This is a genomic window from Gordonia rubripertincta, assembly GCF_038024875.1.
Lineage (GTDB): Bacteria > Actinomycetota > Actinomycetes > Mycobacteriales > Mycobacteriaceae > Gordonia > Gordonia rubripertincta.
Window position 1 is genome coordinate 3,555,984 of sequence record NZ_CP136136.1, and the last position, 25,799, is coordinate 3,581,782.

Here is a 25,799-nt window from a genome sequence, read left to right on the forward strand (position 1 = left end):
TACGAAGAATCGGTCGGTATCGGAGCCCCGTGGACACTGTCCCGGGGCTCGTTTGCTGAGGTTTGCGCTCGTTCTCCTGCACACGACCCTCGCCACGACGCGACGGTTACCACTGCAGGATTGAACTAGGAGGCCCCATCAGCACTGAGACCCGCATCAACGAGCGCATCCGCGTCCCGGAGGTCCGACTCGTCGGACCCAACTCGGAGCAGGTGGGCATCGTGCGTGTTGAAGATGCGCTTCGCTTGGCTTACGAAGCCGACCTCGACCTCGTCGAGGTGGCTCCCGACGCCCGTCCGCCGGTCTGCAAGATCATGGACTACGGCAAGTTCAAGTACGAAGCGGCCCAGAAGCAGCGCGAATCGCGTCGCAATCAGCAGATGACCGTCATCAAGGAGCAGAAGCTCCGCCCCAAGATCGACGACCACGACTACGAGACCAAGAAGGGTCACGTTGTCCGGTTCCTCGAGGCGGGGTCGAAGGTGAAGGTGACCATCATGTTCCGCGGCCGCGAGCAGTCCCGTCCTGAGCTCGGCTACCGCCTGTTGCAGCGCCTGGGCAACGATGTCGCCGATTACGGCTTCGTCGAGACCTCGGCCAAGCAGGACGGTCGCAACATGACGATGGTCCTCGCCCCGCACAAGGGCGCGAAGACCCGCCAGAAGGCGCAAGAGAGCCGCGAACGTTCCGGCGGCCCGAAGAACGCGCCGGACGAGAGCTGAGCCGTTCGGCCGGACGCGGGTGCATGCCCCGTCCCGGTCGAGATCACGAGACGTGAACCCGGATTCCAGCCGGACCTGGTCAGGTTCGGCTGCCCGAGTTCGCCCGACAGAAGGAAAGACATGCCTAAGAGCAAGACCCACAAGGGCACCGCGAAGCGATTCAAGGTGACCGGCAGCGGCAAGATCGTCCGTCAGAAGGCCAACCGCCGCCACCTGCTGGAGCACAAGCCCTCCAAGCGCACCCGTCGTCTCGACGGCACCACCGTCGTCAGCGAGAACGACACCCCTCGCATCAAGCGCCTGCTGAACATCTGACGCGCGCGAACCCTGACCTCTGACAAGCAAAAGGATTTAACACATGGCACGCGTGAAAAGGGCAGTGAACGCCCAGAAGAAGCGTCGGTCCACCCTCGAGGCCTCGAAGGGCTACCGCGGACAGCGGTCGCGCCTCTACCGCAAGGCCAAGGAGCAGCAGCTCCACTCGATGACCTACGCCTACCGGGACCGTCGCGCCCGCAAGGGTGAGTTCCGGAAGCTGTGGATCGCGCGTATCAACGCTGCGGCCCGCGCCAACGACATCACCTACAACCGCTTCATCCAGGGCCTGAAGGCCGCTGGTGTCGAGGTTGACCGCAAGGTGCTGGCCGACATCGCGGTGACCGATCCCGAGGCCTTCACCGGCCTGGTCGAGGTCGCCCGCAAGGCCCTGCCGGCCGATGTCAACGCCCCGGCTGCCTGATTGCGCCACACCACACACGACCCGCGAGTCGCCGAGGGATGATCCGATGACGGAGATCCTGTCCGAGCGATCCTCGCGGGTCGTGTCGTATGCAAAGCTCCATCGTGCTGCCGAGCGGCGCGAGCAGGGGCGTTTCCTCGCCGAGGGGGCCAACTCGGTGTCCTCGGCCCTCGCGGTCGACCGCGCCGAGGTCGTGCTGGTCGCCGACGAGGACCGGCTCCGGCATCGGGAGATCACCGATGCCGCCGAGTCGGTGGGTGTCCCGGTTCTCGAGATCTCGGCCCGTGCGGCGTCGAAGCTCGCGGAGACCTCGACCCCGCCCGGGATCTTCGCCGTCTGCCCGCTCCTCGACGTGCCGCTCGAGACCGTCCTCGCCGACGAGCCGCGGCTGCTCGCGGTCGCCGTCGAGCCGCGGGAACCCGGCAACGCCGGCACCCTCATCCGATGCGCCGATGCGATGGGCGCCGACGCCGTGGTGTTGCTCGGTGACGCCGTCGATCCCCACAACGGCAAATGCGTCCGCGCAAGCGCCGGAAGCGTGTTCACCGTGCCGGTGGTGAGACAGCGCGCCCTGACCGAGGGTCTCGACGCCATCTCCGGCGCCGGCATCTCGCTGCTCGCGACCGCCGCCGATGGCGAGGTGAACCTCGATCACGCCGCCGAGGTGCTGTCCGGCCGGGTCGGCTGGCTCTTCGGCAACGAGGCCCACGGCTTGCCCGCCGACGTCCAGGCGGCCGCCGACCATCGGGTCTCGATCCCCATCCGCGGGCGCGCGGAGAGCCTCAACGTCGCCGCCGCGGCAGCGATCTGTCTGTACGAGAGTGCGCGTGTGCACAATGCGGTGGGTCGCGGCTGACAGCTGTCCGAGGGGACCGGTAGGGTCGGCGATCGTGTCACCCGCGTCCGCGCCCCAGCCCGAGTCCACTCCCGCAGTTCCCGCCCCATCGGAGGTCGCGACCCCGCAGACGGTGCCCGCCCCCGACCCCGCGGTCGTGAACGCCCGCATCGCGTCGGCGATCGCCACCGAACTCGGCGTCGGCGTCGGACAGGTCCGGGCCGCGATCGAACTGCTCGACGGCGGGTCGACGGTCCCGTTCGTCGCCCGGTACCGCAAAGAGGTCACCGGCGGTCTCGACGACACCCAGCTGCGCACCCTCGACGAGCGTCTCGGTTACCTGCGCGACCTCGAGGCCCGGCGTCAGTCGGTCCGCGAGTCGATTGCCGCACAGGGCAAGCTCGACGCCGAACTCGACGCACGAATCCTCGCGGCCGACACCAAGGCACGTCTCGAGGACATCTACCTGCCCTACAAGCCCAAGCGCCGCACGAAGGCCCAGATCGCTCGCGAGGCGGGGCACGAGCCGGTGGCCGACGCGCTGCTGTCGGACCCGACCACCGATCCGTCGACCTTCACCGCCGAGCAGCTCGACGGTGCCCGCGCGATCGCCGTCGAACGGTTCGCCGAGGACGCCGACCTGGTCGGTGAACTGCGTGAACTGATGTGGCAGACCGGCGTGCTGCGGACCGCGGTCCGCGAGGGCAAGGAGTCGGCCGGCGCCAAGTTCGCCGACTACTTCGAGTTCTCCGAACCCTTCACCTCGATCCCGTCGCACCGGGTGCTCGCCGTGCTGCGCGGCGAGCGCGAGGAAATCCTCTCGGTCACTCTCGACGCCGACCCCGACGCGGCCGATCGTCCGGCCGGGCCCGGTCCCTACGAGCAGCGCATCGCCGCCCGGTTCGGGATTTCCGATCAGGGCCGTCCCGCCGACCGTTGGCTCGCCGACACCGTCCGTTGGGCGTGGCGCACCAAGCTGTTCGTCGGACTCTCGCTCGACGTCCGGATGCGGTTGCGCCAGGCGGCCGAGGCCGACGCGGTGGCGGTCTTCGCGACCAACCTCAAGGACCTCCTCCTGGCCGCGCCGGCCGGTGCCCGCACCACGATGGGACTCGACCCCGGTCTGCGGACCGGCGTGAAGGTCGCCGTGGTCAACGAGACCGGCAAGGTCGTCGACACCGCGACCATCTACCCGCATGAGCCGCGTCGCGACAAGGCCGGCGCCCTCGCGGTGCTCGGTGCGCTCGTCCAGAAGCACGGCGTCGACCTGATCGCGATCGGCAACGGCACCGCGTCCCGGGAGACCGACGCACTGGCCGGCGAGCTGATCGCGGCCATCAAGGACTCCGGCAAGAAGCCGCCGACCAGTGTCGTCGTGTCGGAGGCGGGCGCGTCGGTGTACTCGGCGTCGGCGTACGCCTCGAAGGAACTGCCCGACCTCGACGTGTCGATTCGCGGTGCGGTCTCGATCGCCCGCCGCCTGCAGGACCCGCTCGCCGAGCTGGTGAAGATCGATCCCAAGTCGATCGGCGTCGGCCAGTACCAGCACGACGTCTCCGAGACGCTGCTCGCCCGTTCGCTGGGCGCCGTGGTCGAGGATGCGGTGAACGCGGTGGGCGTGGACGTGAACACCGCATCGGTGCCGCTGCTGTCCCGCGTCTCGGGTATCACCGCCGGACTCGCGGAATCGATTGTCGCGCATCGGGACTCGAACGGCGCGTTCCGCAGTCGCAAGCAGATCACCGATGTGCCGCGCCTTGGGCCCAAGGCGTTCGAGCAGTGCGCCGGCTTCCTCCGGATCACCGACGGCGACAACCCGCTCGACGCGTCCAGCGTGCACCCCGAGGCCTACCCGGTCGTCACCCGGATTCTCGACAAGGTCGGCACCGACGTCCGTTCGCTGATCGGTGACACCGCGACCCTCACCAAGCTGCGTCCCGACGACTTCGTCGACGAGACCTTCGGTCGTCCGACCGTCATCGACATCATCGCCGAGCTCGACAAGCCGGGTCGCGACCCGCGCCCGGAGTTCAAAACCGCGACCTTCGCCGCAGGCATCGAGAAGGTCTCCGACCTGACGCCCGGCATGGTGCTGGAAGGTCAGGTCACCAACGTGGCGGCGTTCGGTGCCTTCGTCGACGTGGGCGTCCACCAGGACGGCCTGGTTCACGTATCGGCCATGGCCCACCGTTTCGTCTCAGACCCGCACGAGGTCGTGAAGTCCGGCGACATCGTCAAGGTGAAGGTCATGGACGTCGACGTCGAACGCAAGCGGATCGGACTGTCCCTGCGCCTCGACGACGAGCCGGGGGCCGGTAACTCCGGTGGCAAGGGCGGCGCCCGTGCGCCGCGCAGCGACAACGGCGGGAATCGGGGTGGCGGTCAGCGCCGCACTGACCAGCGCGGTGGACAGGGCGGCCAGGGGGGTCGCGGCAACCCGGGCAACCGCGGCGGCGGCAACAACCGCAACGACCGCCGGCCCGCGCCGAGCGGTGCGATGGCCGACGCGTTGAAGCGCGCCGGCTTCGGCAAGTAGCTCTTCCGACAACGGTCCCGGCACGCGTGGTGCCGGGACCGTTGCGGTTGTGCCCAGGCCGCCGACCACCTGGAAAACACCCTTGGGAGCTGCCCTCCAGGGACCGCCCGACTGCGTCGCCGGCCCGCCTCTGAAGGGTGGGTCCGAGGGTCGATTCGGGGGGCGGTTCTCGGCAAGCACGGCGGGGATTGCCGACCCCGACCGAGTAATTCTGCTCAGGCCCGGCGGCGCACAGGTGGCGACACTCGATGCATGCTGACGAAGTCACCTCGCAGGCCGACCGGGAAGTCCGGAAGTCTGCCGACGCCGCTCGAACTGGCGGCGCTCACCGGAAACCGGGACCGGGTCATCGACCTCATCCGCATCTGCTCGTTGCTGGTGGTGGTCGCCGGCCACTCGATCATGCTGACCGTCGACACCGCCGATGGCGCGATCCACCTCGGGAACACCCTCGGTGATGTGCCGATTCTCCAGCCGGCCACCTGGCTGCTCCAGGTGCTGCCGCTGTTCTTCTTCGCCGGTGCTGCAGCGTCGACGCATGGCTGGATGTCGCGGGATTGCGGCGATACCCCGTCCGCCGGACACTGGCTGTTCACGCGCACCCAGCGTCTTCTGCGTCCGCTCGGCTGGTACCTGGGTGTCGTGCTCGTCGTGCTGGCCGGACTGACGATCGCCGGCCTCGACGCCGCGGCCGACGTCGTCGCACGCCTCGGGGTGCAGTTGCTCTGGTTCCTCGGTGCGTACCTGCTCGTGCTGGCCGTCGTCCCACTGCTGCAGCGGATCCGCACACAGCTCCATACGGCGATCGCACTCGGAACGTGCTGGGGGGGTACGGCACTCATCGACGCCGTCCGACTCGCCGACGGTCCGTCGTGGCTCGGCTACCTGAACTTCCTCACCGTCTGGACGGTCCCGGCCGTTCTCGGTGTCTCCTACGCCCGGAGCATTCTGCGTCCGGGAACCGCCGCGGCCGTGTCGATCGGTGCCCTGATCCTCGATGTCGCGCTCGTGCAGTGGGGGCCGTATGAGATCTCGCTGGTCACGGTGCCGGGGCAACAGCTGTCGAACATGAGCCCGCCCAGTCTGCTTCTCGCGGGTCACGCGATCGTGCTGTGCGCGGGTGCCATCGCGGTGCGCCGGGTGTTGGCGACGATCGCCGACCGTCCGCGGATCTGGTGGTGGGTCGTCCTCGGCAACCGCGGCGCGATGACGCTGTACCTCTGGCACCTCCCGGTCCTCGCCGCCGTCATCCTCCTGGGCGCGGTCACGGGCCTGGATCGCGCCGACGTGCACTCTGCGTCGTTCCCGGTCGTCGTCGGCGCCCAGACGATGCTGCTCCTCACGGTCATGGCGCCCGTCGTCGCGATGCTGTCACCGCTGGAGAACCGGCCGCTGCCGTGGTGGGACGATGCCGTCACCCGCCGTGCCGGACGCGCTCGGGATCTGGCCCTGATGGCCGTGCTGGCGTGCCTCGGTGTCGCGGTCCTGATGGTGTCGCGGTACGGGCTCCTCGGCGACGGCCGTACGTGGCTGATCGTCATGCTCGGATGTGCGGTGACGGCTCGTGTCCTCGCCCTTCGGCCCGCGCGCGGCGCGGAGCGGACGCGGGTTCCCGGAGACGACGCCTCCCTGCAGGTCAGCGCCTCGCGGCGGTCGACTACCCTCGATGGGAGTCATCGCCGCCGTTGACGGTTGCCTCGAGCCGGTTCTCCCGCGCCCGATCAACCCTCCGCGTGACGACGAGGCCGTCCACCCACCGAACCACGCATGAGGAGCTCGCCGACCGTGGCCACTTCCGCCGACGAAACGGTATTCCCCGGACCCGACGACCTCGAGGCGGCGGCAGCGTCGGCCGTCGAGGCCTTCGAGGCGGCGGCCGATCTCGAGCAGCTGTCTGCGGCGAAGTCCGCGCACCTCGGCGACCGCTCGCCGATCGCACTGGCCCGTCGCGCCCTCGGCAGTCTGCCGAAGGACCAGCGTTCGGAAGCCGGCAAGCTCGTGAACCAGGTTCGGGGTCGGGTGACCGCGGCGCTGGAACTGCGGACCGCGACCCTCGAAGCCGAGCGTGACGCGGCGGTTCTCGTCGCGGAATCGGTCGACGTGACGCTGCCCAGCGGTCGGCGCCCGGTCGGCGCCCGCCATCCCATCACTGTCATCGCCGAGCAGGTGGCCGACGTCTTCGTCGCCATGGGTTGGGAGATCGCCGAGGGACCGGAGGTCGAGACCGAGCACCACAACTTCGACGCCCTCAACTTCCTGCCGGACCACCCGGCTCGGTCGATGCAGGACACCTTCTACATCGCGCCCGAGGGTTCGCGTCAGGTGCTGCGCACCCACACCTCGCCGGTTCAGGTTCGTTCGATGCTCAACCGCGACCTGCCGATCTACGTGGCCTGCCCCGGTCGTACCTTCCGCACCGACGAGCTCGACGCCACCCACACGCCGGTGTTCCACCAGATCGAGGGACTCGCCGTCGACAAGGGTCTCACCCTGGCGAACCTGCGCGGCACCCTCGAGACCTTCGCGCGGGCGCTGTTCGGGCCGGAGACCACCACCCGGATGCGCGCGTCGTACTTCCCGTTCACCGAGCCGTCGGCCGAGGTCGACGTCTGGTTCCCCGCCAAGAAGGGCGGACCCGGCTGGGTCGAGTGGGGCGGCTGCGGCATGGTCAACCCGAACGTGCTGCGCGCCAGCGGGATCGACCCGGACGTCTACTCCGGCTTCGCCTTCGGTATGGGCCTCGAGCGCACCCTGCAGTTCCGCAACGACATCTCCGACATGCGCGACATGGTCGAGGGCGACATCCGGTTCACCCTCCCGTTCGGTCCGGCCGCCTGACCGGCTCGGCGAGCATCCTCAGACTTCCACGACGCGACGAAAGTAGTTGATACACAGTGCGTGCACCACAGTCCTGGTACACCGAGGTCCTGCGCTCGGGCGACCCGAAGTGGTCGGCGACCACCGAGGAGATCGACGCGGGGTTCGTCCGCGTCGGGTTCGAGATCGAGGACATCGAGAAGTTCCCGGAGATCACCGGCCCGCTGGTGATCGGTCGCGTGAAGACAATCGAGGAGCTCACCGAGTTCAAGAAGCCGATCCGCTTCTGCACCGTCGAGGTGGGGGAGGCGGAGCCGCGCGGGATCGTCTGCGGCGCCCGCAACTTCGCCGAGGGTGACCTGATCGTCGCCGCGCTGCCCGGTGCCGTGCTGCCCGGTCCGTTCGAGATCGCCTCGCGCAAGACCTACGGCCGCGTCTCCGACGGCATGATCTGCTCGGTCTCCGAGCTCGGCATCGGCAACGACCACAGCGGAATCCTGGTGCTGGCCCCCGGGACCGCCGAGCCCGGCGCCGACGCCCGCGAAGTCCTCGGACTCGACGACGCCGCCATCGACGTCAACGTCACCCCCGACCGCGGTTACGCCTTCTCGATCCGCGGTCTCGGCCGCGAGCTGGCGAGCAGCTTCGAGGTGCCCTTCGTGGATCCGGGCGTCGTCGAAGCCGACGTCACCACCGAGGGAACCCCGTGGCCCGTCGCCATCGAGGACGGCTCCGGCGCCACCCGCTACACCGCGCGCGTGATCACCGGCGTCGACCCGAAGGCGATCTCGCCGTGGTGGATGCAGAAGCGACTCATGGTCGCGGGTATCCGGCCGATCTCCGCGATCGTCGATGTCACCAACTATGTGATGATCGAGCTCGGCCAGCCGCTGCACGCCTTCGACGCCGACCGCATCACCGGCACCGTCACCGTGCGCTCGGCGAAGCCGGGGGAGAAGCTGCGGACCCTCGACGAGGTCGACCGCGTGCTCGATCCGGAGGACGTCGTCATCGCCGACGAGACCGGTCCGATCGCCCTCGCCGGCGTCATGGGCGGCGGCGCCACCGAGGTGGGCGATGAGACCACCACGGTGCTGCTCGAGTCGGCGACCTTCGACCCCGTCCGCGTCTTCCGCACCGGCAAGCGACACAAGCTGACCTCCGAGGCCAGCAAGCGCTTCGAGCGCATCGTCGACCCGGAGATCACCGCGGTCGCCTCCGATCGCGCCGCCCAGCTCATCGTCGACATCGCCGGTGGCACCATCTCGTCGCCGCTGTCCGAGGCGCGCGTCGCGACCCCGCTCCCGTCGGCGATCTCCATCGCCGCGGACGAGCCCGACCGCGTCGCCGGCATCGGCTACCCGGCCGGCACCACCGCAGCGCGTCTCGTCGAGGTGGGCTGCGTGGTCACCGGCACCGACACCCTCGACGTCGTCCCGCCGTCGTGGCGTCCCGACCTCAAGCAGCGCGCCGACCTGGTCGAAGAGGTGCTGCGTCTCGAAGGCCTCGAGGACATCCCGGCCGTCGTGCCGCGCGCACCCGGCGGCACCGGCCTCACTCCGGAACAGCGTCGTCGGCGCAGCGTCGGCCGCACCCTCGCCCTCGACGGATACGTCGAGGTCCTCCCGTACCCGTTCATGCCGTCCGGGGTCTTCGACCTCTGGGACCTGCCCGCCGACGACGAGCGCCGGCGCACCGTCAAGGTCCTCAACCCGCTCGAGTCGGACCGGCCCGAGCTCAACACGACGCTGCTGCCGGGCCTGCTCGAGATGGCCGCGCGCAACATCGCCCGTGGCCAGCGTGACCTGTCGCTGTTCACGATCGGCCAGGTCGTCATCGCCGGTGACCATGTCGCGCCCGTCCCCGCACTCGACGTGACGCAGCGACCCACCGACGAGGACATCGCGGCGCTCGACGCCTCACTGCCGCATCAGCCGCTGCACGTCGGCGTCGTCCTGACCGGTCTCCGCGACCCCGCGGGGCCGTGGGGTCCGGGACGTGCCGCCGACTACCTCGACGCCTTCGAGGCGGCGCGCACCATCGCGCGTGCCGCGGGCGTGGAGGTCGAACTCTCCGCCGCCGATCACCGGCCGTGGCATCCGGGCCGCTGCGCCCGACTGACCGTCGACGGACGCACGGTCGGCTACGCAGGCGAGCTTCATCCGGCGGTGCTCGAACGCGCCCACCTGCCCAAGCGTGCGTGCGCGGTCGAGATCGACATCGACGCTCTGCCGCTCCGCGAGGTGCTGCCCGCTCCGGCGGTGTCGGTGTTCCCGGCCGTGCTGCAGGACGTCAACGTGGTGGTCGCCGCCGAGGTGCCGGCCGCCGAGGTCCGGTCGGCGCTGCGCGACGGCGCGGGTGAGCTGCTCGAGGACATCGCCTTGTTCGACGTCTTCACCGGTGCGCAGGTCGGCGAGGGCAACAAGTCGCTGACGTTCTCGCTGCGCTTCCGCGCAAGCGATCGCACGCTGACCGAGGACGAGGCCAACGCGGCGAAGATGGCGGCGGTCGACGCCGCCGCCGAACGGGTTGGTGCCCGCCTCCGCTGACACCGTGAAGTGGACGACCACCGACACCACCCCGTCGATGTATTGATTTGCACGCCGGTGCATAATGATTGCATGACGATCAAAGTGGCAGTGGCCGGCGCGAGCGGCTACGCGGGCGGCGAGATCCTCCGTCTGCTGTGCGGGCATCCCCGGCTGCGATGCGGTGAGCTCGAGATCGGTGCGCTGACTGCCGGCGGCAACGCCGGCACCACGCTCGGATCCCACCATCCACACCTGTTGCCACTGGCAGACCGGGTTCTCGAAGAGACCACTCCGGAGATCCTGAGTGGCCACGACGTGGTCTTCCTCGGCCTGCCGCACGGTGCATCGGCGGTCATCGCCGATGCCCTGCCGCCGACCACGCTGATCATCGACTGCGGCGCCGACTTCCGGCTGCGCGACGCAGGGGACTGGACCTCGTACTACGGCGGCGATCATGCAGGCACCTGGCCGTACGGCCTGCCCGAGCTGCCCGGCAATCGCGAGGTCCTCAGGGATGCCAGCCGGATCGCCGTGCCGGGTTGCTACCCGACGGTGTCGATCCTGTCGTTGCTCCCGGCGATCGCCGCGGGGCTGGCCGAGCCGCACGTGACCGTCGTCGCGGTCAGCGGTGCGTCGGGGGCCGGTCGTTCGCCGAAGGTCGACCTGCTCGCGTCCGAGGTCATCGGGTCGGCCCGGGCGTATGGCGTCGGCGGCGTCCACCGGCACACCCCGGAGATCTCGCAGGCGTTGTCGGAGGCGGCGCAGCAGCCCGTCACCGTCTCGTTCACCCCGATCCTGGCGCCGATGGCCCGGGGCATCCTCGCGACGTGCACCGCACGGACCACCGCGACCGGCGACGAGGTGCGCGCGGTCTACGAAAAGGCCTATGCCGACGAGGAATTCATTCACGTCCTGCCGGAAGGTCGCCTGCCGGCCACCGGTTCGGTCATCGGTTCCAACGCCGTCCAGCTCGGTGTGACGGTCGACGAGCGCGCCCAGACCCTCGTGGTCGTCGGCGCCGTGGACAACCTGACCAAGGGGACCGGCGGCGCCGCGGTCCAGTCGATGAACCTGGCGCTTGGCTGGACCGAGAACGAGGGACTGAGCACTGTGGGAGTCGCACCATGACCGGGGGCAAAGGAACCGGAATCCGGGACGCACAACCAGATCCGGACCGCATCGAGGGCGGCGCCCCCGGCGACACCCCGCGGCTCGTCCGCGAACAGGGCGTCACCGCGCCGCTGGGTTTCCGTGCCGCGGGAATCGCGGCCGGCATCAAGGTGTCCGGTAACCCCGACCTCGCCCTCGTGTTCAACGAGGGCCCGGATTACTCGGCCGCCGGCGTCTTCACCAGCAACCAGGTCAAGGCCGCACCCGTGCTGTGGTCGCAGCAGGTTCTCACCACGGGCAAGCTGCGCGCGGTGATCCTCAACTCGGGCGGCGCCAACGCGTGCACCGGGCCCGGCGGCTTCCAGGACACCCACAAGACGGCCGAGGCCGTCGCGGAGGCGTTGAGCAACTGGGGGACCAGCACCGGCGCCGTCGAGGTGGCCGTCTGCTCGACCGGCCTCATCGGCGACCGACTGCCGATGGACAAGGTCCTCGCCGGCGTCACCGAGATCGTCCAGGAGATGGGCGGCGGACTCACCGGCGGTACCGACGCGGCACACGCCATCATGACCACCGACACCGTGCCGAAACAGGCTGCGCTGCACCATCCCCAGGGATGGAACGTCGGCGGCATGGGCAAGGGCGCCGGGATGATGGCGCCCTCGCTCGCGACGATGCTCGTGGTGCTCACCACCGACGCCGCGGCCACCACCGAACAGCTCGACACCGCACTGCGTCGCGCGACCACGCGGACATTCGACCGGCTCGACATCGACGGCTCCATGTCCACCAACGACACCGTGCTGCTGCTGAGTTCGGGTGCCAGCCAGATCCCGGTCGACCAGGCCGATCTCGACGAGGCCGTGTTCGCGGTCTGTGACGACCTGGCCGCCCAGATGCAGGCCGACGCCGAGGGCGTCACCAAGCGGGTCACCATCACCGTCACCGGGGCACAGACCGAAGACGATGCCGTGGTCGTCGCTCGGTTCGTGGCCCGCGACTCGCTGGTGAAGACCGCACTGTTCGGCTCCGACCCCAACTGGGGCCGGGTGCTGGCCACGGTCGGTGCGTCGCCGGTCCGGATCGACCCGGACGTGATCGCCGTGTCGTTCAACGGATCCCCCGTGTGCGAGAACGGTTGCGGCGTCGACGGGGCGCGCGACGTGGACCTCTCCGGTGCCGACATCGACGTGCTCGTCGACCTGAAGCTCGGCGACGCCTCGGCGTCCGTCCGGACCACGGACCTCTCGCACGCCTATGTCGAAGAGAATTCGGCGTACTCGTCATGAGTGCCACCACACCGGAATCCGGTGCACCCCGGATCGACCCGGCCGCGGGCCTCGCGAAGGCGAAGGTCCTCGCCGAAGCGCTTCCCGCACTCCAGGAACTCGCCGGCGCCACGATCGTCGTCAAGTACGGCGGCAACGCCATGGTCGACGAGGAACTGAAGAAGGCGTTCGCCGCGGATATGGTGTTCCTCCGTGCCTGCGGCATGCACCCCGTCGTCGTCCACGGCGGCGGCCCGCAGATCTCGGCGATGCTGAAGAAGCTGGGCCTGCAAGGAGAATTCAAGGGAGGCTTCCGGGTCACCACCCCCGAGGTGATGGACGTCGCCCGGATGGTTCTCTTCGGTCAGGTCGGTCGTGAGCTGGTCGGTCTCATCAACGCGCACGGCCCCTACGCCGTCGGCATCACCGGCGAGGACGCCCACCTGTTCACCGCGACCCGGCGGACGGTTCTCGTCGACGGCGTCGCCACCGACATCGGACTCGTCGGCGACATCTCCTCGGTGAACACGTCCGCGGTGCTCGATCTCGTCGCGCCGGGACGCATCCCGGTGGTCTCGACCATCGCCCCGGACCGCGACGGCGTCGTCCACAACATCAACGCCGACACCGCGGCCGGCGCGCTCGCCGAGGCGCTCGGCGCGTCGCGGCTGGTCATGCTCACCGATGTCGAAGGGCTGTACACCGATTGGCCCGACCGCGGGTCGCTGGTGTCCCAGATCGACACCGACGCCCTGGCCGAACTGCTGCCGTCGCTGGACTCCGGCATGGTCCCGAAGATGGAGGCCTGCCTGCGTGCGGTGACCGGGGGAGTCGAACGCGCCCATGTGATCGACGGCCGCGTCGCCCATTCCGTGCTCGCCCAACTGCTGACCGAGAGCTCCACCGGCACCACCGTCGTCGACCCGCGTGAGGAGGACCAGTGACCGCGCCGCTGCAACAGCGTTGGGGCCAGTCCCTGATGAAGAACTACGGCACCCCGCCGATTGCCCTGGTCGGTGGTTCGGGACCGTACGTCACCGACGCCGACGGCAAGCGATACCTCGACCTGCTCGGCGGTATCGCGGTGAACTCCCTCGGCCACGCGCATCCCGCGATCGTCGAGGCCGTCACGACCCAGCTGCAGACGCTCGGACACGTGTCGAACCTCTACATCTCGCCGCCCGTCGTCGAACTGGCGGAGAAGCTGCTCGATCGCTTCGGCCACCCGGGCCGCGCGTTCTTCTGCAACTCCGGCACCGAGGCCAACGAGGCCGCCTTCAAGCTCGCGCGCCGGACCGGACGGCCGGAGATCGTGGCCGCGGAGAAGGCCTTCCACGGCCGCACCATGGGTGCGCTCGCCATGACCGGACAGCCGTCGAAGCGTGCACCCTTCGAGCCGATGCCCCCGGGTGTGCGGTTCGTGCCGTACGGCGACACCGAGGCGCTCGACGCCGCCGTGACCGACCAGACCGCCGCGGTCATCCTCGAACCGATCCTCGGCGAGGCCGGGGTGATCGTTCCGCCCGCCGACTATCTGGCCGCCGCCCGCCGTATCACCAGCGAGCGCGGTGCACTGCTGATCCTCGACGAGGTGCAGACCGGCGTCGCGCGGACCGGTGCCTTCTTCGCCCACCAGCAGGTGGGTGTGGTGCCCGACGTGATGACGCTCGCCAAGGGACTCGGCGGCGGACTGCCGATCGGAGCGTGCATCGCCACCGGCCCGGCCGCCGAGCTGTTCGAACCCGGTCAGCACGGCACCACTTTCGGCGGCAATCCGGTCGCCGCGGCCGCCGCACTCGCCGTGCTCGGGGTCATCGAGTCCGAGGGACTCACCGATCACGTTGCCGCCGTAGGCAAGACGATCGCCACCGGAATCGAGGACCTCCACCACCCGCTGATCGCCGGTGTCCGAGGCGCCGGTCTGCTGCTCGGCGTCGAACTGACCGAGGCGCTTTCCGGACGCGTCGAGGCCGCGGCCCGCGACGCCGGATTCCTCATCAACGCACCGGCTCCCGACGTGTTGCGGCTCGCACCGCCGCTGATCATCACCGAGGAACAGGCACAGACCTTCGTCGACGCCCTGCCGGGACTGCTCGACACCGCTGCTCAGAACGACAAGGGAGACAAGTAATGACGCGGCACTTCCTGCGCGACGACGACCTGACCCCCGCCGAACAGGCCGAGGTGCTCGCACTTGCCGCTCTGGTCAAGACGCAGCCATTCGCCTTTCGCCCGCTCGAAGGCCCCCGCGGGGTCGGGGTGATCTTCGACAAGAACTCGACCCGCACGCGCTTCTCGTTCGAGGTGGGTATCGCCCAGCTCGGCGGTCACGCGGTGGTCGTGGACGGTCGCACCACCCAGCTCGGCCGTGAGGAGACCCTCGAGGACACCGGACGCGTGCTGTCGCGCTTCGTCGACGCCGTCGTGTGGCGCACCTTCGGTCAGGACCGTCTCGAGGCCCTGGCGTCGAGCGCGACCGTCCCGGTCGTCAACGCCCTGTCCGACGAGTTCCACCCGTGTCAGGTGCTCGCGGACCTGCAGACGATCATCGAGCAGAAGGGGTCGCCCACGGGTCTGAGGATGACCTATCTGGGCGACGGCGCCAACAACATGGCCCACTCGCTCGGACTGGGCGGCGTCACCGCCGGGATGCACGTGACGATCAGCGCTCCCGAGGGTTTCCAGCCCGACCCCGCGATCATCGCCGACACCGAGCGCCGTGCCGCCGAGACCGGCGGATCGGTGCGGCTCGTGACCGATCCCGTCGAAGCGGTCACCGGTGCCGACGTCCTGGTCACCGACACCTGGGTGTCGATGGGCCAGGAGGAGGACGGCAAGGACCGCACGGCTCCGTTCCGGCCGTATCAGATCAACGACGAACTGCTCGCCCACGCCGACGACGCTGCGATCGTGCTGCACTGCCTGCCGGCGCACCGCGGCGACGAGATCACCGCCTCGGTCATCGACGGTCCGCGCAGCGTCGTCTTCGACGAGGCCGAGAACCGTCTGCACGCGCAGAAGGCCCTGCTGATCTGGCTGCTGGAGCACCAGTGAGATGACACCAGAGAGTCAGGACGAGTTGTGACCGCCGGAGCCGAACCCACGGAGAACCGCCTCGCCGCGACCCGCGCGGGGCGGCATGCGCGGATCATCGACATCCTGTCGACCCACCAGGTGCGCAGCCAGTCGGAGCTGCAGCGGTTGCTGGCCCAGCAAGGGATCGAAGCCACGCAGGCAACGCTGTCGCGCGACCTCGACGAACTCGGGGCCGTGAAGCTGCGGGCCGCCGACGGCGGTGCGGGTGTTTACGTGGTGCCGGAGGACGGTTCGCCGGTGCGCGGCGTGTCCGGCGGCACCGATCGTCTCTCCCGCCTCGTGTCGGAGCTGCTCGTCTCCACCGACAGCAGTGGCAACCTCGCCGTACTGCGTACGCCGCCGGGTGCCGCGCACTACCTGGCGGCCGCCCTCGACCGTGCCCGACTACCCGATGTGGTCGGCACGATCGCCGGTGACGACACGATCTTCGTCGTCGCCCGCGAGCCGCTCGACGGGGCCGAACTCGCCCGACGGATCGAGGGCCTCGTGTAGCCCCCGACCCGCTGCAGAACCACCGGCCGCGCCCGCCGACGGCCGGACAGAACGAGAACCGCAACCGCACGCACCGCCAACCGAGACCCGGACGGTGTGGTCGGAACCCCGGGGCCGATGATGGACTCGGGTCATCGCTTAGAACAGGAGCTTCACCTCATGGCAGAACGTGTCGTACTCGCATACTCGGGCGGCCTGGACACCTCGGTCGCGATCAGCTGGATCCAGAAGGAGACCGGCAAGGAGGTCGTCGCCGTGGCTCTCGACCTCGGGCAGGGCGGCGAGGACATGGACGTCATCCGCCAGCGCGCCCTCGACTGCGGCGCGGTCGAAGCCGTCGTCGTCGACGCCCGTGACGAATTCGCCGACGAGTACTGCCTCCCGGCGATCACCTCGAACGCCCTCTACATGGACCGCTACCCGCTGGTCTCGGCGCTGTCGCGTCCGCTGATCGCCAAGCACCTCGTGACCGCCGCTCGCGATCACGGCGGCACCGTCGTCGCCCACGGTTGCACCGGCAAGGGCAACGACCAGGTTCGCTTCGAGGTCGGCTTCGCCACCCTCGCACCCGATCTCGAGGTTCTCGCCCCCGTCCGCGACTACGCGTGGACCCGTGAGAAGGCCATCGCCTTCGCCGAAGAGAACGACATCCCGATCAACGTGACCAAGAAGTCGCCGTTCTCCATCGACCAGAACGTGTGGGGCCGCGCCGTCGAAACCGGCTTCCTCGAGGACCTGTGGAACGCGCCGACCAAGGACGTCTACAGCTACACCGAGGACCCGACCGTCAACTGGAACAGCCCCGACGAGGTCATCATCGGTTTCGACAAGGGTCGCCCGGTCAGCATCGACGGCCGGCCGGTCTCGGTGCTGCAGGCGATCGAGGAGCTGAACCGTCGCGCCGGTGCGCAGGGTGTCGGACGCCTCGACGTCGTCGAGGACCGCCTCGTCGGCATCAAGAGCCGCGAGGTCTACGAGGCCCCGGGCGCCATGGTGCTGATCCGCGCCCACGAGGAGCTCGAGCACGTCACCATCGAGCGCGAACTCGGCCGCTACAAGCGCGGCACCGATCGCAAGTGGGCCGAGCTGGTCTACGACGGTCTCTGGTTCTCGCCGCTGAAGCGTTCGCTCGACGCCTTCGTGGACTCGACCCAGCAGCACGTCTCCGGCGAGATCCGCCTTGTCCTGCACGGCGGCAACATCGCCGCCACCGGACGTCGGAGCGCCGAGTCGCTCTACGACTTCAACCTCGCCACCTACGACGAGGGCGACAGCTTCGACCAGTCGGCAGCCCGCGGCTTCGTCGAGCTGCACGGCCTGTCCTCCAAGATCTCGGCCAAGCGGGACCTGAATCTGTGAGTGGCGAGCAGACCGGCGGGACGACCAACGAGGGCTCGCTCTGGGGCGGCCGTTTCGCCGGCGGTCCGGCCGCGGCGATGGCCGCCCTGAGCAAGTCGACCCACTTCGACTGGGCCCTGGCGCCGTTCGACATCCAGGCATCGAAAGCCCACGCCCGCGTGCTCAACAAGGCGGGCCTGCTCACCGATGACGACCTGACCGGCATGCTGGACGGCCTCGACCGCCTGGCCGCCGACGTCGCCGACGGGACGTTCGGTCCCGCGGAGTCCGACGAGGACGTCCACGGTGCGCTCGAGCGCGGACTCATCGAGCGGGTCGGCCCCGAGCTCGGCGGGCGGCTGCGTGCCGGCCGGTCGCGCAACGACCAGGTCGCCACGCTGTTCCGGATGTGGCTGCGCGCCGCCATGCGACGCGTCGCCCTCGGAGTGCTCGACGTCGTCGACGCGCTGACCGCTCAGGCGGCCGCGCATCCCGACGCGATCATGCCCGGGAAGACGCACCTGCAGGCGGCCCAGCCGGTGTTGCTCGGCCACCACCTGCTCGCACATGCCCAGCCGTTGCTCCGCGACATCGACCGCCTCGCCGACGCCGACCGTCGGACCGCGGTCTCGCCGTACGGTTCCGGCGCCCTCGCCGGTTCGTCGCTGGGACTCGATCCGGCCGCCATCGCGGCCGACCTCGGGTTCGACGCGCCGGCCGAGAACTCCATCGACGCCACCTCGTCCCGCGACTTCGCGGCCGAGGCGGCGTTCGTGTTCGCCATGATCGCGGTCGACCTCTCTCGGTTGTCCGAAGAGGTGATCATCTGGAGCACACCGGAATTCGGCTATGTGACACTGGCCGACGCCTGGTCGACGGGCAGCTCGATCATGCCGCAGAAGAAGAACCCGGACGTCGCCGAGCTGATGCGCGGCAAGGCCGGCCGGCTGATCGGCGACCTGACCGGTCTGCTCGCGACGCTCAAGGCGCAGCCCTTGGCGTACAACCGGGACCTCCAGGAGGACAAGGAACCCGTCTTCGACGCGGTGGCCCAGCTCGAGATGTTGCTCCCGGCCGTCACCGGTCTGGTCGCCACGCTCGAGTTCCACACCGACCGCATGGAGGAGCTGGCTCCGGCCGGCTTCACCCTCGCCACCGACATCGCCGAGTGGATGGTCCGGCAGGGAGTGCCCTTCCGCGTCGCCCACGAGGTCGCCGGAGCCTGTGTCCGCGAGGCCGAATCGCGGGGCATCGGTCTCGACGAGCTCGACGACGAGACGCTGACCGGCATCAACCCGTCGCTCACCCCCGCGGTGCGCGAGGTGCTGACGGTGCGCGGTTCGGTCGAATCACGCAACGCACATGGCGGCACCGCGCCCGATCAGGTACGACGTCAGATAGACGTGGTGTCGGCGCAGTCGGCCGACCTGCGGACACGCTGGGACGCCGGCCCGGGAGGACGAGAGTAGAACCACTGCTGAGTGGGTAGAGTGACGTCTGTCACCGATGTGTCGGTGGTGGACGTCTCGCTGACAACGGGGAGGAATCGACGCGATGGTGGGTTTGGACCGACTCCCGGATCTGGGCGGTGTGGTCAGCCGAGTGGTGGCGACTGCTCAGAACGGACTCGAGGTGCTCCGCTTCGGCGGTCTCGAGACCGGGACCGAACCGGCCCCCTTCGCGATCGTCGAGACGCACAAGATGTTCCGGCTGCGGCGGTACTTCCCCAACGAGCCGTCCACCGGCCCGAACATCGTGCTCGTGCCGCCGATGATGGTGTCCGCGAACGTCTATGACGTGACCGAACACAACGGCGCGGTGTCGATCCTCCACCGCAACGGCATCACCCCCTGGGTGATCGACTTCGGGTCCCCGGACACCGAAGAGGGCGGGATGGAGCGTAATCTCGCCGACCACGTGGTGGCCATCAGCCGCGCGATCGACCTGATCGTCGAGGCCACCGGCCGCGACATCCACCTCGCCGGTTACTCCCAGGGCGGCATGTTCGCCTACCAGACCGCGGCGTACCGGCGGTCGAAGGGGATCGCCAGCGTCATCACCTTCGGCAGCCCGGTCGACGTCCTGGCGGCCCTGCCCCTCGGATTGCCTGCCGGCCTGGTGGCGCCGGCCGCCGAGTTCCTTGCCGAGCGGTCCTTCGTGCGCAACCTCTGGGTTCGGGATTGGATGGCGCGCACCGGCTTCCAGCTACTCGACCCGGTCAAGACCGTGCGCAGCCGCATCGACTTCCTCCGCCGTCTCCACGACCGCGAGGCGCTGCTCCCGCGCGAGGATCAGCGACGGTTCCTCGAGGCCGACGGCTGGGTCGCCTGGTCCGGTCCCGCGATCGCCGAACTGCTGCGCCAGTTCGTCGCCCACAACCGCATGGTGTCCGGTGGCTTCGTCATCAACGGCGACCTCGTGTCGCTCACCGAGATCACCTGCCCGGTACTGGCGTTCGTCGGCGATGCCGACGACATCGGTCAGCCCGCCGCGGTCCGCGGGATCGTGCGCGCCGCACCCGACGCCGAGGTCTACGAGTCCACCCTGCCGGTCGGGCATTTCGGTCTCGTGGTCGGTTCCACGGCGGGTCAGCACACCTGGCCCACCACGGCCGACTGGGTGAACTGGTTGTCGGACAACGGTACCCGCCCTGAACTCATCAGCGAGATGTCGCTGGTGGAGCCGGGGCACGGCGGCGGTGTCAGCCTGTCCTCGCGCATCACCCACGGCGTGGGGTCGGTCGCCGACGCCGGCACCGCGGCCTCCCGGGAACTGCTCACGCTGGTCAACTCGGTCCAGCGGACATCGCGAGCCGTCGCGTCGGAGTCGGTGCGCACGGTGCCCCGCCTCCTGCGACTGGGCCAGATCCAGAGCGGCACCCGGATCTCGCTGTCCAAGCTGATGGCCGAGAACACCAAGAAGCACGGCGACAACGAACTCTTTCTCTTCGAGAACCGCGTGCTCACCCACGCGCAGGTCGACGCCCGCATCAACAACGTCGTCGCCGGCCTCATCTACTGCGGCGTGCGACCGGGGCAGCACATCGGCGTCCTGATGGACACCCGCCCGAGCGCCCTGGTCGTGGTCGCGGCACTGGCGCGTCTCGGCGCCGTCTCGGTGCTGCTGGCCGCAGACGCCGACGTGCGGGAGATGATGCGCCTGGCCGACAGCTCGGTCATCGTGACCGACCCGACCAACCTGGACCTCGCCGGCGCGGCGTCGGACCGGGTGCTCGTGCTCGGCGGTGGCAGCGGCGACTCCCGTGCCATCGACGGTGTCGACGGCCGGACGATCATCGACATGGAACAGATCGACCCCGACGAGGTCGACCTGCCGACCTGGTACCGGCCCGATCCCGGTCTCGCGGGAGATCTCGCGTTCATCCTGTTCAGTCGTGCACGGGGAAAGCTCGTCCCGTGGCCGGTGACCAATCACCGCTTCGCCATGTCGGCGTTCGGTGCGGCCTCGGCGGCGGCGCTCTCCGACCGTGACACCGTGTACTGCCTGCCCCCTCTGCATCACGCTTCCGGCCTGCTGACGACCCTCGGCGCGACGGTGGTCGGCCGGTCCCGGATCGCCCTGTCCAACGGCATCGACCCGGAGACCTTCGCGACCGAGGTGCAGCGCTACGGCGTCACCGTGGTGTCCTACACCTGGTCGATGCTGGGCGACGTCGTCCGTGATCCCCGCTTCCGTATCAACCAGCACAACCCGATCCGGCTGTTCATGGGTTCCGGGATGTCGGCGGGTCTTTGGGAAGACGTGTGCGCCAGCTTCCCCCGGGCCCGGATCCTCGAGTTCTTCGCGACCGCCGACGGCTCGGCGATCCTGGCGAACGTCTCCGGCGACAAACTGTCCTCCGTCGGGCGGCCGCTGCCGGAGACCAACCCGGTCGAGGTCGCGGCCTACGACATCGCGAACGATCGTCTCCTGATCGACGATTCCGGATTCGTCCGGCGTGCCGAGGTGGGCGAACCCGGTTTGCTGCTGGCCAAGGCCCGGCACAAGTTCGACACCAACGGCACGGTGCTGCGTGATGTCTTCACCAGCCGTGACCGATGGGAGGTGTCGGGGCACCTGTTCGTCCGCGATGCCGACGGCGACCTGTACTTCCTCGGTGCCACTGATCGCGTGGTCCGAACCGAGGCCGGACCCGCGTTCATCCCGCCGATCACGCACGCGCTGTCACGGATGCAGGGCGTCGATCGGGTCGTCGCCTACGGAGTGGGGGAGCCGGGACACCAGCTGCTGGTCGCCGCACTGACCCTGTGCCCGGATGCCAAGCCCGAGTCGCTCACCGTCACCCAGCTGCGTATCGCACTCGGGGAGTTCCCCGCCGAGATCCGGCCGCACCTCATCCGCGTGGTCGACGAGATCCCGCACTCCGCGTCCTACCGCCCGTTGAGCACCGTTTTCGCGGCCGAAGGGCTGCCCAAGCCCGGACCGCGGACCTGGTATCGCGACGAGGAGGGTCGCTACCGGCGATACACCAAGACGATCGCCGACAAGCTGGACTGGAGCGGGTCGTCGGTCGACGATGCCCTAGGCTGAGCGGCGTGACGACACGCGCTGAGGCCATCGACCCGATCGTGCGCGAGCGGCTGGCCTGCCCGCAGGACCATGGCCCGCTGATCGACGCCGGCGACGAGCTCTACAACCCGCGACTCCACGTCGCGTACCGTATCGATGCCGACGGGATTCCCGTGATGCTCATCGACGAGGCACGCAAGGTCGACGACGCCGAGCACGAGCGCCTGATCTCCGGCCAGTAGCCCTACGCAGCGTCCGGCGCCCGCAGGCGTCACCTCGTCCGAGCCCCGATCTCGATGGATGACAAGATCGAGGGGTGAGTGCTGAGACTGAGGGAACCGCCAACTCGACCGAGGGAACCGTCCGGACCGGGAACGCTCCCGTTGACATCCTGGACGAACTCGGCTGGCGAGGTCTGATCGCGCAGTCCACCGACCTCGACGCTCTGCGCGAGGCCCTGGCGGACGGGCCCATCACGTTGTACGCGGGCTTCGATCCGACGGCGGCGAGCCTCCACGCCGGCCACCTCGTGCCGCTGCTGACGCTCAAGCGTTTCCAGCTGGCCGGCCATCGCCCGATCGTTCTCGCAGGTGGCGCCACCGGGCTCATCGGTGATCCCCGTGAGGTGGGCGAGCGCACCATGAACGCTCCCGACACGGTCGCCGAATGGGCCGACCGGATCGACGCGCAGCTGCGCCGCTTCGTCGACATCGACGAATCCCCGACCGGTGCACTCGTCGTCAACAACCTCGACTGGACCGGACAGCTCTCCGCCATCGAGTTCCTCCGCGACCTCGGTAAGCACTTCTCGGTCAACGTCATGCTCGCTCGGGACACCGTGAAGCGGCGTCTCGAGGGTGACGGCATCAGCTACGCCGAGTTCAGCTACCTGCTCCTGCAGTCCAACGACTTCGTCGAGCTCAACCGCCGGTACGGCTGCCAGCTGCAGATCGGTGGCTCGGATCAGTGGGGGAACATCATCGGCGGTGTCGACCTGGGACGTCGTCTCGACGGGTTGTCGCTGCATGCCCTGACCGTGCCACTCGTCACCTCGTCGGACGGCAAGAAGTTCGGCAAGTCCACCGGTGGCGGCAGTCTTTGGCTCGACCCCGAGCTCACCAGCCCTTATGCCTGGTACCAGTACTTCGTGAACACCGCCGACGCGGACGTCATCCGTTACCTGCGCTGGTTCACCTTCCTCGGACGTGAAGAGATCGCCGAGCTCGAGCAGGCGACGGAAGAGAAGCCGCACCTGCGTCTCGCTCAGAAGAAGCTCGCCGCCGAGATGACCACCCTGATCCACGGGGAAGAGAACACGCGCGCCGTCGAGCTCGCCAGCCAGGCACTGTTCGGACGCGCCGAGCTCGACGAACTCGACGAGGCCACCCTGTCCGCAGCCGTAGGGGAGACGGTCATCGCCGAGTACTCGGAGGAGCGGCCCACCATCATCGCGTTACTCGTCGACACCAAGCTGTCCGACAGCAACAAGGCCGCGCGTCGTGCGGTGTCCGAAGGCGGCGCCTACGTGAACAACACCAAGATCACCGATCCGGAGTGGCAGCCGGCGGACGCTGACCTGCTCCATGGCCGTTGGTTGGTCGTGCGACGAGGAAAGAAGAGTTTTGCCGGCGCGAAGTTGAGCCTCTGACCAGGGGATTTGACGCGTTGTTCGCAGCTGTGTAACTTAATCGACGCACCGCAGAGAGCAACGCCCCCGGAGCCGCAAGCCCCGGGGAAGCAAAAGTGCCCGGGCCATTCGCTCGGGCCGCCTGTGCGGGGCCACTCCCAAGAACAAGATCGCGAGTAAATCTCGTGCTCTGGGAGAGCTCATCGGAGCCGAACTCATCATGAGGACGTCCGGTGGGTGTGTGTTCTTTGAGAACTCGATAGTGTGATGATGAATTGTCTGATGCCATTTTTTGGCATCGAGCATCTTTATTGATGTGGATGTTTGTTTTTTTGTGTGGCGCTCGGCCCCGTCTGGGTGTCACATTTGCTAGTTTTGGATTGGTCAGGTTTGCTTTCCTGATTGTGTTGAAACGCTGGCGCTTGTGGGTGCTGGTTTTGTTTCACTATTTTTTCATGGAGAGTTTGATCCTGGCTCAGGACGAACGCTGGCGGCGTGCTTAACACATGCAAGTCGAACGGAAAGGCCCAGCTTGCTGGGTACTCGAGTGGCGAACGGGTGAGTAACACGTGGGTGATCTGCCCTGGACTCTGGGATAAGCCTGGGAAACTGGGTCTAATACCGGATATGACCTTACATCGCATGGTGTTTGGTGGAAAGCTTTTGCGGTTCAGGATGGGCCCGCGGCCTATCAGCTTGTTGGTGGGGTAATGGCCTACCAAGGCGACGACGGGTAGCCGACCTGAGAGGGTGATCGGCCACACTGGGACTGAGACACGGCCCAGACTCCTACGGGAGGCAGCAGTGGGGAATATTGCACAATGGGCGCAAGCCTGATGCAGCGACGCCGCGTGAGGGATGACGGCCTTCGGGTTGTAAACCTCTTTCACCAGGGACGAAGCGTGAGTGACGGTACCTGGAGAAGAAGCACCGGCCAACTACGTGCCAGCAGCCGCGGTAATACGTAGGGTGCGAGCGTTGTCCGGAATTACTGGGCGTAAAGAGCTCGTAGGCGGTTTGTCGCGTCGTCTGTGAAATTCTGCAACTCAATTGTAGGCGTGCAGGCGATACGGGCAGACTTGAGTACTACAGGGGAGACTGGAATTCCTGGTGTAGCGGTGAAATGCGCAGATATCAGGAGGAACACCGGTGGCGAAGGCGGGTCTCTGGGTAGTAACTGACGCTGAGGAGCGAAAGCGTGGGTAGCGAACAGGATTAGATACCCTGGTAGTCCACGCCGTAAACGGTGGGTACTAGGTGTGGGGCTCATTTCACGAGTTCCGTGCCGTAGCTAACGCATTAAGTACCCCGCCTGGGGAGTACGGCCGCAAGGCTAAAACTCAAAGGAATTGACGGGGGCCCGCACAAGCGGCGGAGCATGTGGATTAATTCGATGCAACGCGAAGAACCTTACCTGGGTTTGACATACACCAGACGCATGTAGAGATACATGTTCCCTTGTGGTTGGTGTACAGGTGGTGCATGGCTGTCGTCAGCTCGTGTCGTGAGATGTTGGGTTAAGTCCCGCAACGAGCGCAACCCTTGTCCTGTATTGCCAGCGGGTTATGCCGGGGACTTGCAGGAGACTGCCGGGGTCAACTCGGAGGAAGGTGGGGATGACGTCAAGTCATCATGCCCCTTATGTCCAGGGCTTCACACATGCTACAATGGCTGGTACAGAGGGCTGCGATACCGTGAGGTGGAGCGAATCCCTTAAAGCCAGTCTCAGTTCGGATTGGGGTCTGCAACTCGACCCCATGAAGTCGGAGTCGCTAGTAATCGCAGATCAGCAACGCTGCGGTGAATACGTTCCCGGGCCTTGTACACACCGCCCGTCACGTCATGAAAGTCGGTAACACCCGAAGCCGGTGGCCTAACCCTTGTGGAGGGAGCTGTCGAAGGTGGGATCGGCGATTGGGACGAAGTCGTAACAAGGTAGCCGTACCGGAAGGTGCGGCTGGATCACCTCCTTTCTAAGGAGCACACAACATCACACGTTCATGTCTCTCAACTGTGGAGACTGCGTGTGTGTGTTCGAGGGTGAAACATCAGACAAACCCACATGATCGCGATGTCAGATGATGTCGAGGTCGGGTTACCGTTTGGCTGTGAGGCCGGCGGGTTCACGTCACACTATCGGGGTTCTGAGAGAACACGC

At 68.1% G+C, this 25,799-nt stretch carries 19 protein-coding genes and 1 rRNA gene; all 20 read left to right on the forward strand.

Annotated elements, in window-relative coordinates:
* Window positions 1–119 precede the first annotated feature (119 nt).
* Window positions 120–722 carry a translation initiation factor IF-3 gene (infC, locus tag RVF83_RS16065; protein WP_081712428.1) on the forward strand — a complete coding sequence of 201 codons (603 nt, stop codon included), beginning with the start codon at window positions 120–122 and terminating at the stop codon, window positions 720–722.
* 120 nt (window positions 723–842) lie between these two features.
* Window positions 843–1,037: a 50S ribosomal protein L35 gene (gene rpmI, locus RVF83_RS16070; RefSeq protein ID WP_005200211.1), complete on the forward strand. Its 195-nt coding sequence runs from the start codon at window positions 843–845 to the stop codon at window positions 1,035–1,037.
* Between the two features lie 43 nt (window positions 1,038–1,080).
* A complete protein-coding gene (rplT, locus tag RVF83_RS16075; protein ID WP_005178731.1) occupies window positions 1,081–1,461 on the forward strand; it encodes a 50S ribosomal protein L20 in 381 nt (126 codons plus the stop codon).
* Between the two features lie 46 nt (window positions 1,462–1,507).
* Window positions 1,508–2,317: a TrmH family RNA methyltransferase gene (locus RVF83_RS16080; protein ID WP_005200210.1), complete on the forward strand. Its 810-nt coding sequence runs from the start codon at window positions 1,508–1,510 to the stop codon at window positions 2,315–2,317.
* A 34-nt stretch (window positions 2,318–2,351) separates the two neighbouring features.
* Window positions 2,352–4,832 carry a Tex family protein gene (locus tag RVF83_RS16085; protein ID WP_005200209.1) on the forward strand — a complete coding sequence of 827 codons (2,481 nt, stop codon included), beginning with the start codon at window positions 2,352–2,354 and terminating at the stop codon, window positions 4,830–4,832.
* A 252-nt stretch (window positions 4,833–5,084) separates the two neighbouring features.
* Window positions 5,085–6,521, forward strand: a complete 1,437-nt coding sequence (locus RVF83_RS16090) for an acyltransferase family protein (RefSeq protein ID WP_005200208.1) — start codon at window positions 5,085–5,087, stop codon at window positions 6,519–6,521.
* A gap of 96 nt (window positions 6,522–6,617) precedes the next feature.
* A complete protein-coding gene (gene pheS, locus RVF83_RS16095) occupies window positions 6,618–7,670 on the forward strand; it encodes a phenylalanine--tRNA ligase subunit alpha (protein ID WP_005200207.1) in 1,053 nt (350 codons plus the stop codon).
* Window positions 7,671–7,726: 56 nt separating this feature from the next.
* Window positions 7,727–10,198 carry a phenylalanine--tRNA ligase subunit beta gene (gene pheT, locus RVF83_RS16100; RefSeq protein ID WP_005200206.1) on the forward strand — a complete coding sequence of 824 codons (2,472 nt, stop codon included), beginning with the start codon at window positions 7,727–7,729 and terminating at the stop codon, window positions 10,196–10,198.
* Between the two features lie 72 nt (window positions 10,199–10,270).
* Window positions 10,271–11,308 (forward strand): N-acetyl-gamma-glutamyl-phosphate reductase, encoded by a 1,038-nt coding sequence (argC, locus tag RVF83_RS16105; protein ID WP_005200205.1) that lies wholly within the window; start codon window positions 10,271–10,273, stop codon window positions 11,306–11,308.
* Window positions 11,305–12,579, forward strand: a complete 1,275-nt coding sequence (argJ, locus tag RVF83_RS16110) for a bifunctional glutamate N-acetyltransferase/amino-acid acetyltransferase ArgJ (protein ID WP_005200204.1) — start codon at window positions 11,305–11,307, stop codon at window positions 12,577–12,579. The genes argC and argJ overlap by 4 nt, the downstream gene beginning before the upstream one ends.
* Entirely contained in the window at window positions 12,576–13,502 is a 927-nt protein-coding gene (argB, locus tag RVF83_RS16115) for an acetylglutamate kinase (protein WP_005200203.1), read from the forward strand. The genes argJ and argB overlap by 4 nt, the downstream gene beginning before the upstream one ends.
* Window positions 13,499–14,689 (forward strand): acetylornithine transaminase, encoded by a 1,191-nt coding sequence (locus tag RVF83_RS16120; RefSeq protein ID WP_005200202.1) that lies wholly within the window; start codon window positions 13,499–13,501, stop codon window positions 14,687–14,689. The genes argB and RVF83_RS16120 overlap by 4 nt, the downstream gene beginning before the upstream one ends.
* Window positions 14,689–15,612 carry an ornithine carbamoyltransferase gene (gene argF / locus RVF83_RS16125; protein WP_005200201.1) on the forward strand — a complete coding sequence of 308 codons (924 nt, stop codon included), beginning with the start codon at window positions 14,689–14,691 and terminating at the stop codon, window positions 15,610–15,612. Before RVF83_RS16120 ends, argF begins: the two co-directional genes overlap by 1 nt.
* A 27-nt stretch (window positions 15,613–15,639) precedes the next feature.
* Window positions 15,640–16,146 (forward strand): arginine repressor, encoded by a 507-nt coding sequence (locus tag RVF83_RS16130; RefSeq protein ID WP_005200200.1) that lies wholly within the window; start codon window positions 15,640–15,642, stop codon window positions 16,144–16,146.
* Between the two features lie 159 nt (window positions 16,147–16,305).
* Window positions 16,306–17,505 carry an argininosuccinate synthase gene (locus RVF83_RS16135; protein WP_005200199.1) on the forward strand — a complete coding sequence of 400 codons (1,200 nt, stop codon included), beginning with the start codon at window positions 16,306–16,308 and terminating at the stop codon, window positions 17,503–17,505.
* Window positions 17,502–18,953, forward strand: coding sequence for an argininosuccinate lyase (gene argH, locus RVF83_RS16140; RefSeq protein WP_005200198.1), 1,452 nt, complete (start codon window positions 17,502–17,504; stop codon window positions 18,951–18,953). Before RVF83_RS16135 ends, argH begins: the two co-directional genes overlap by 4 nt.
* 85 nt (window positions 18,954–19,038) lie before the next feature.
* Window positions 19,039–22,035 (forward strand): AMP-binding protein, encoded by a 2,997-nt coding sequence (locus RVF83_RS16145; RefSeq protein WP_005200197.1) that lies wholly within the window; start codon window positions 19,039–19,041, stop codon window positions 22,033–22,035.
* Window positions 22,036–22,040: 5 nt separating this feature from the next.
* The gene (locus RVF83_RS16150) at window positions 22,041–22,256 is read left to right on the forward strand and encodes a Trm112 family protein (RefSeq protein ID WP_005200196.1); all 216 of its coding nucleotides are present in this window, start codon (window positions 22,041–22,043) and stop codon (window positions 22,254–22,256) included.
* Window positions 22,257–22,330: 74 nt separating this feature from the next.
* Window positions 22,331–23,662 (forward strand): tyrosine--tRNA ligase, encoded by a 1,332-nt coding sequence (gene tyrS / locus RVF83_RS16155; protein ID WP_005200195.1) that lies wholly within the window; start codon window positions 22,331–22,333, stop codon window positions 23,660–23,662.
* A 431-nt stretch (window positions 23,663–24,093) separates the two neighbouring features.
* Window positions 24,094–25,614 (forward strand): 16S ribosomal RNA (locus RVF83_RS16160).
* The last annotated feature ends 185 nt before the right edge of the window (window positions 25,615–25,799 follow it).

Coding starts and splice junctions, on each gene's coding strand:
- rpmI (WP_005200211.1), top strand. CDS start 843: ATGCCTAAGAGCAAGACCCACAAGGGCACCGCGAAGCGATTCAAGGTG.
- rplT (WP_005178731.1), top strand. CDS start 1,081: ATGGCACGCGTGAAAAGGGCAGTGAACGCCCAGAAGAAGCGTCGGTCC.
- RVF83_RS16080 (WP_005200210.1), top strand. CDS start 1,508: ATGACGGAGATCCTGTCCGAGCGATCCTCGCGGGTCGTGTCGTATGCA.
- RVF83_RS16090 (WP_005200208.1), top strand. CDS start 5,085: ATGCTGACGAAGTCACCTCGCAGGCCGACCGGGAAGTCCGGAAGTCTG.
- argC (WP_005200205.1), top strand. CDS start 10,271: ATGACGATCAAAGTGGCAGTGGCCGGCGCGAGCGGCTACGCGGGCGGC.
- argJ (WP_005200204.1), top strand. CDS start 11,305: ATGACCGGGGGCAAAGGAACCGGAATCCGGGACGCACAACCAGATCCG.
- argB (WP_005200203.1), top strand. CDS start 12,576: ATGAGTGCCACCACACCGGAATCCGGTGCACCCCGGATCGACCCGGCC.
- argF (WP_005200201.1), top strand. CDS start 14,689: ATGACGCGGCACTTCCTGCGCGACGACGACCTGACCCCCGCCGAACAG.
- RVF83_RS16135 (WP_005200199.1), top strand. CDS start 16,306: ATGGCAGAACGTGTCGTACTCGCATACTCGGGCGGCCTGGACACCTCG.
- RVF83_RS16145 (WP_005200197.1), top strand. CDS start 19,039: ATGGTGGGTTTGGACCGACTCCCGGATCTGGGCGGTGTGGTCAGCCGA.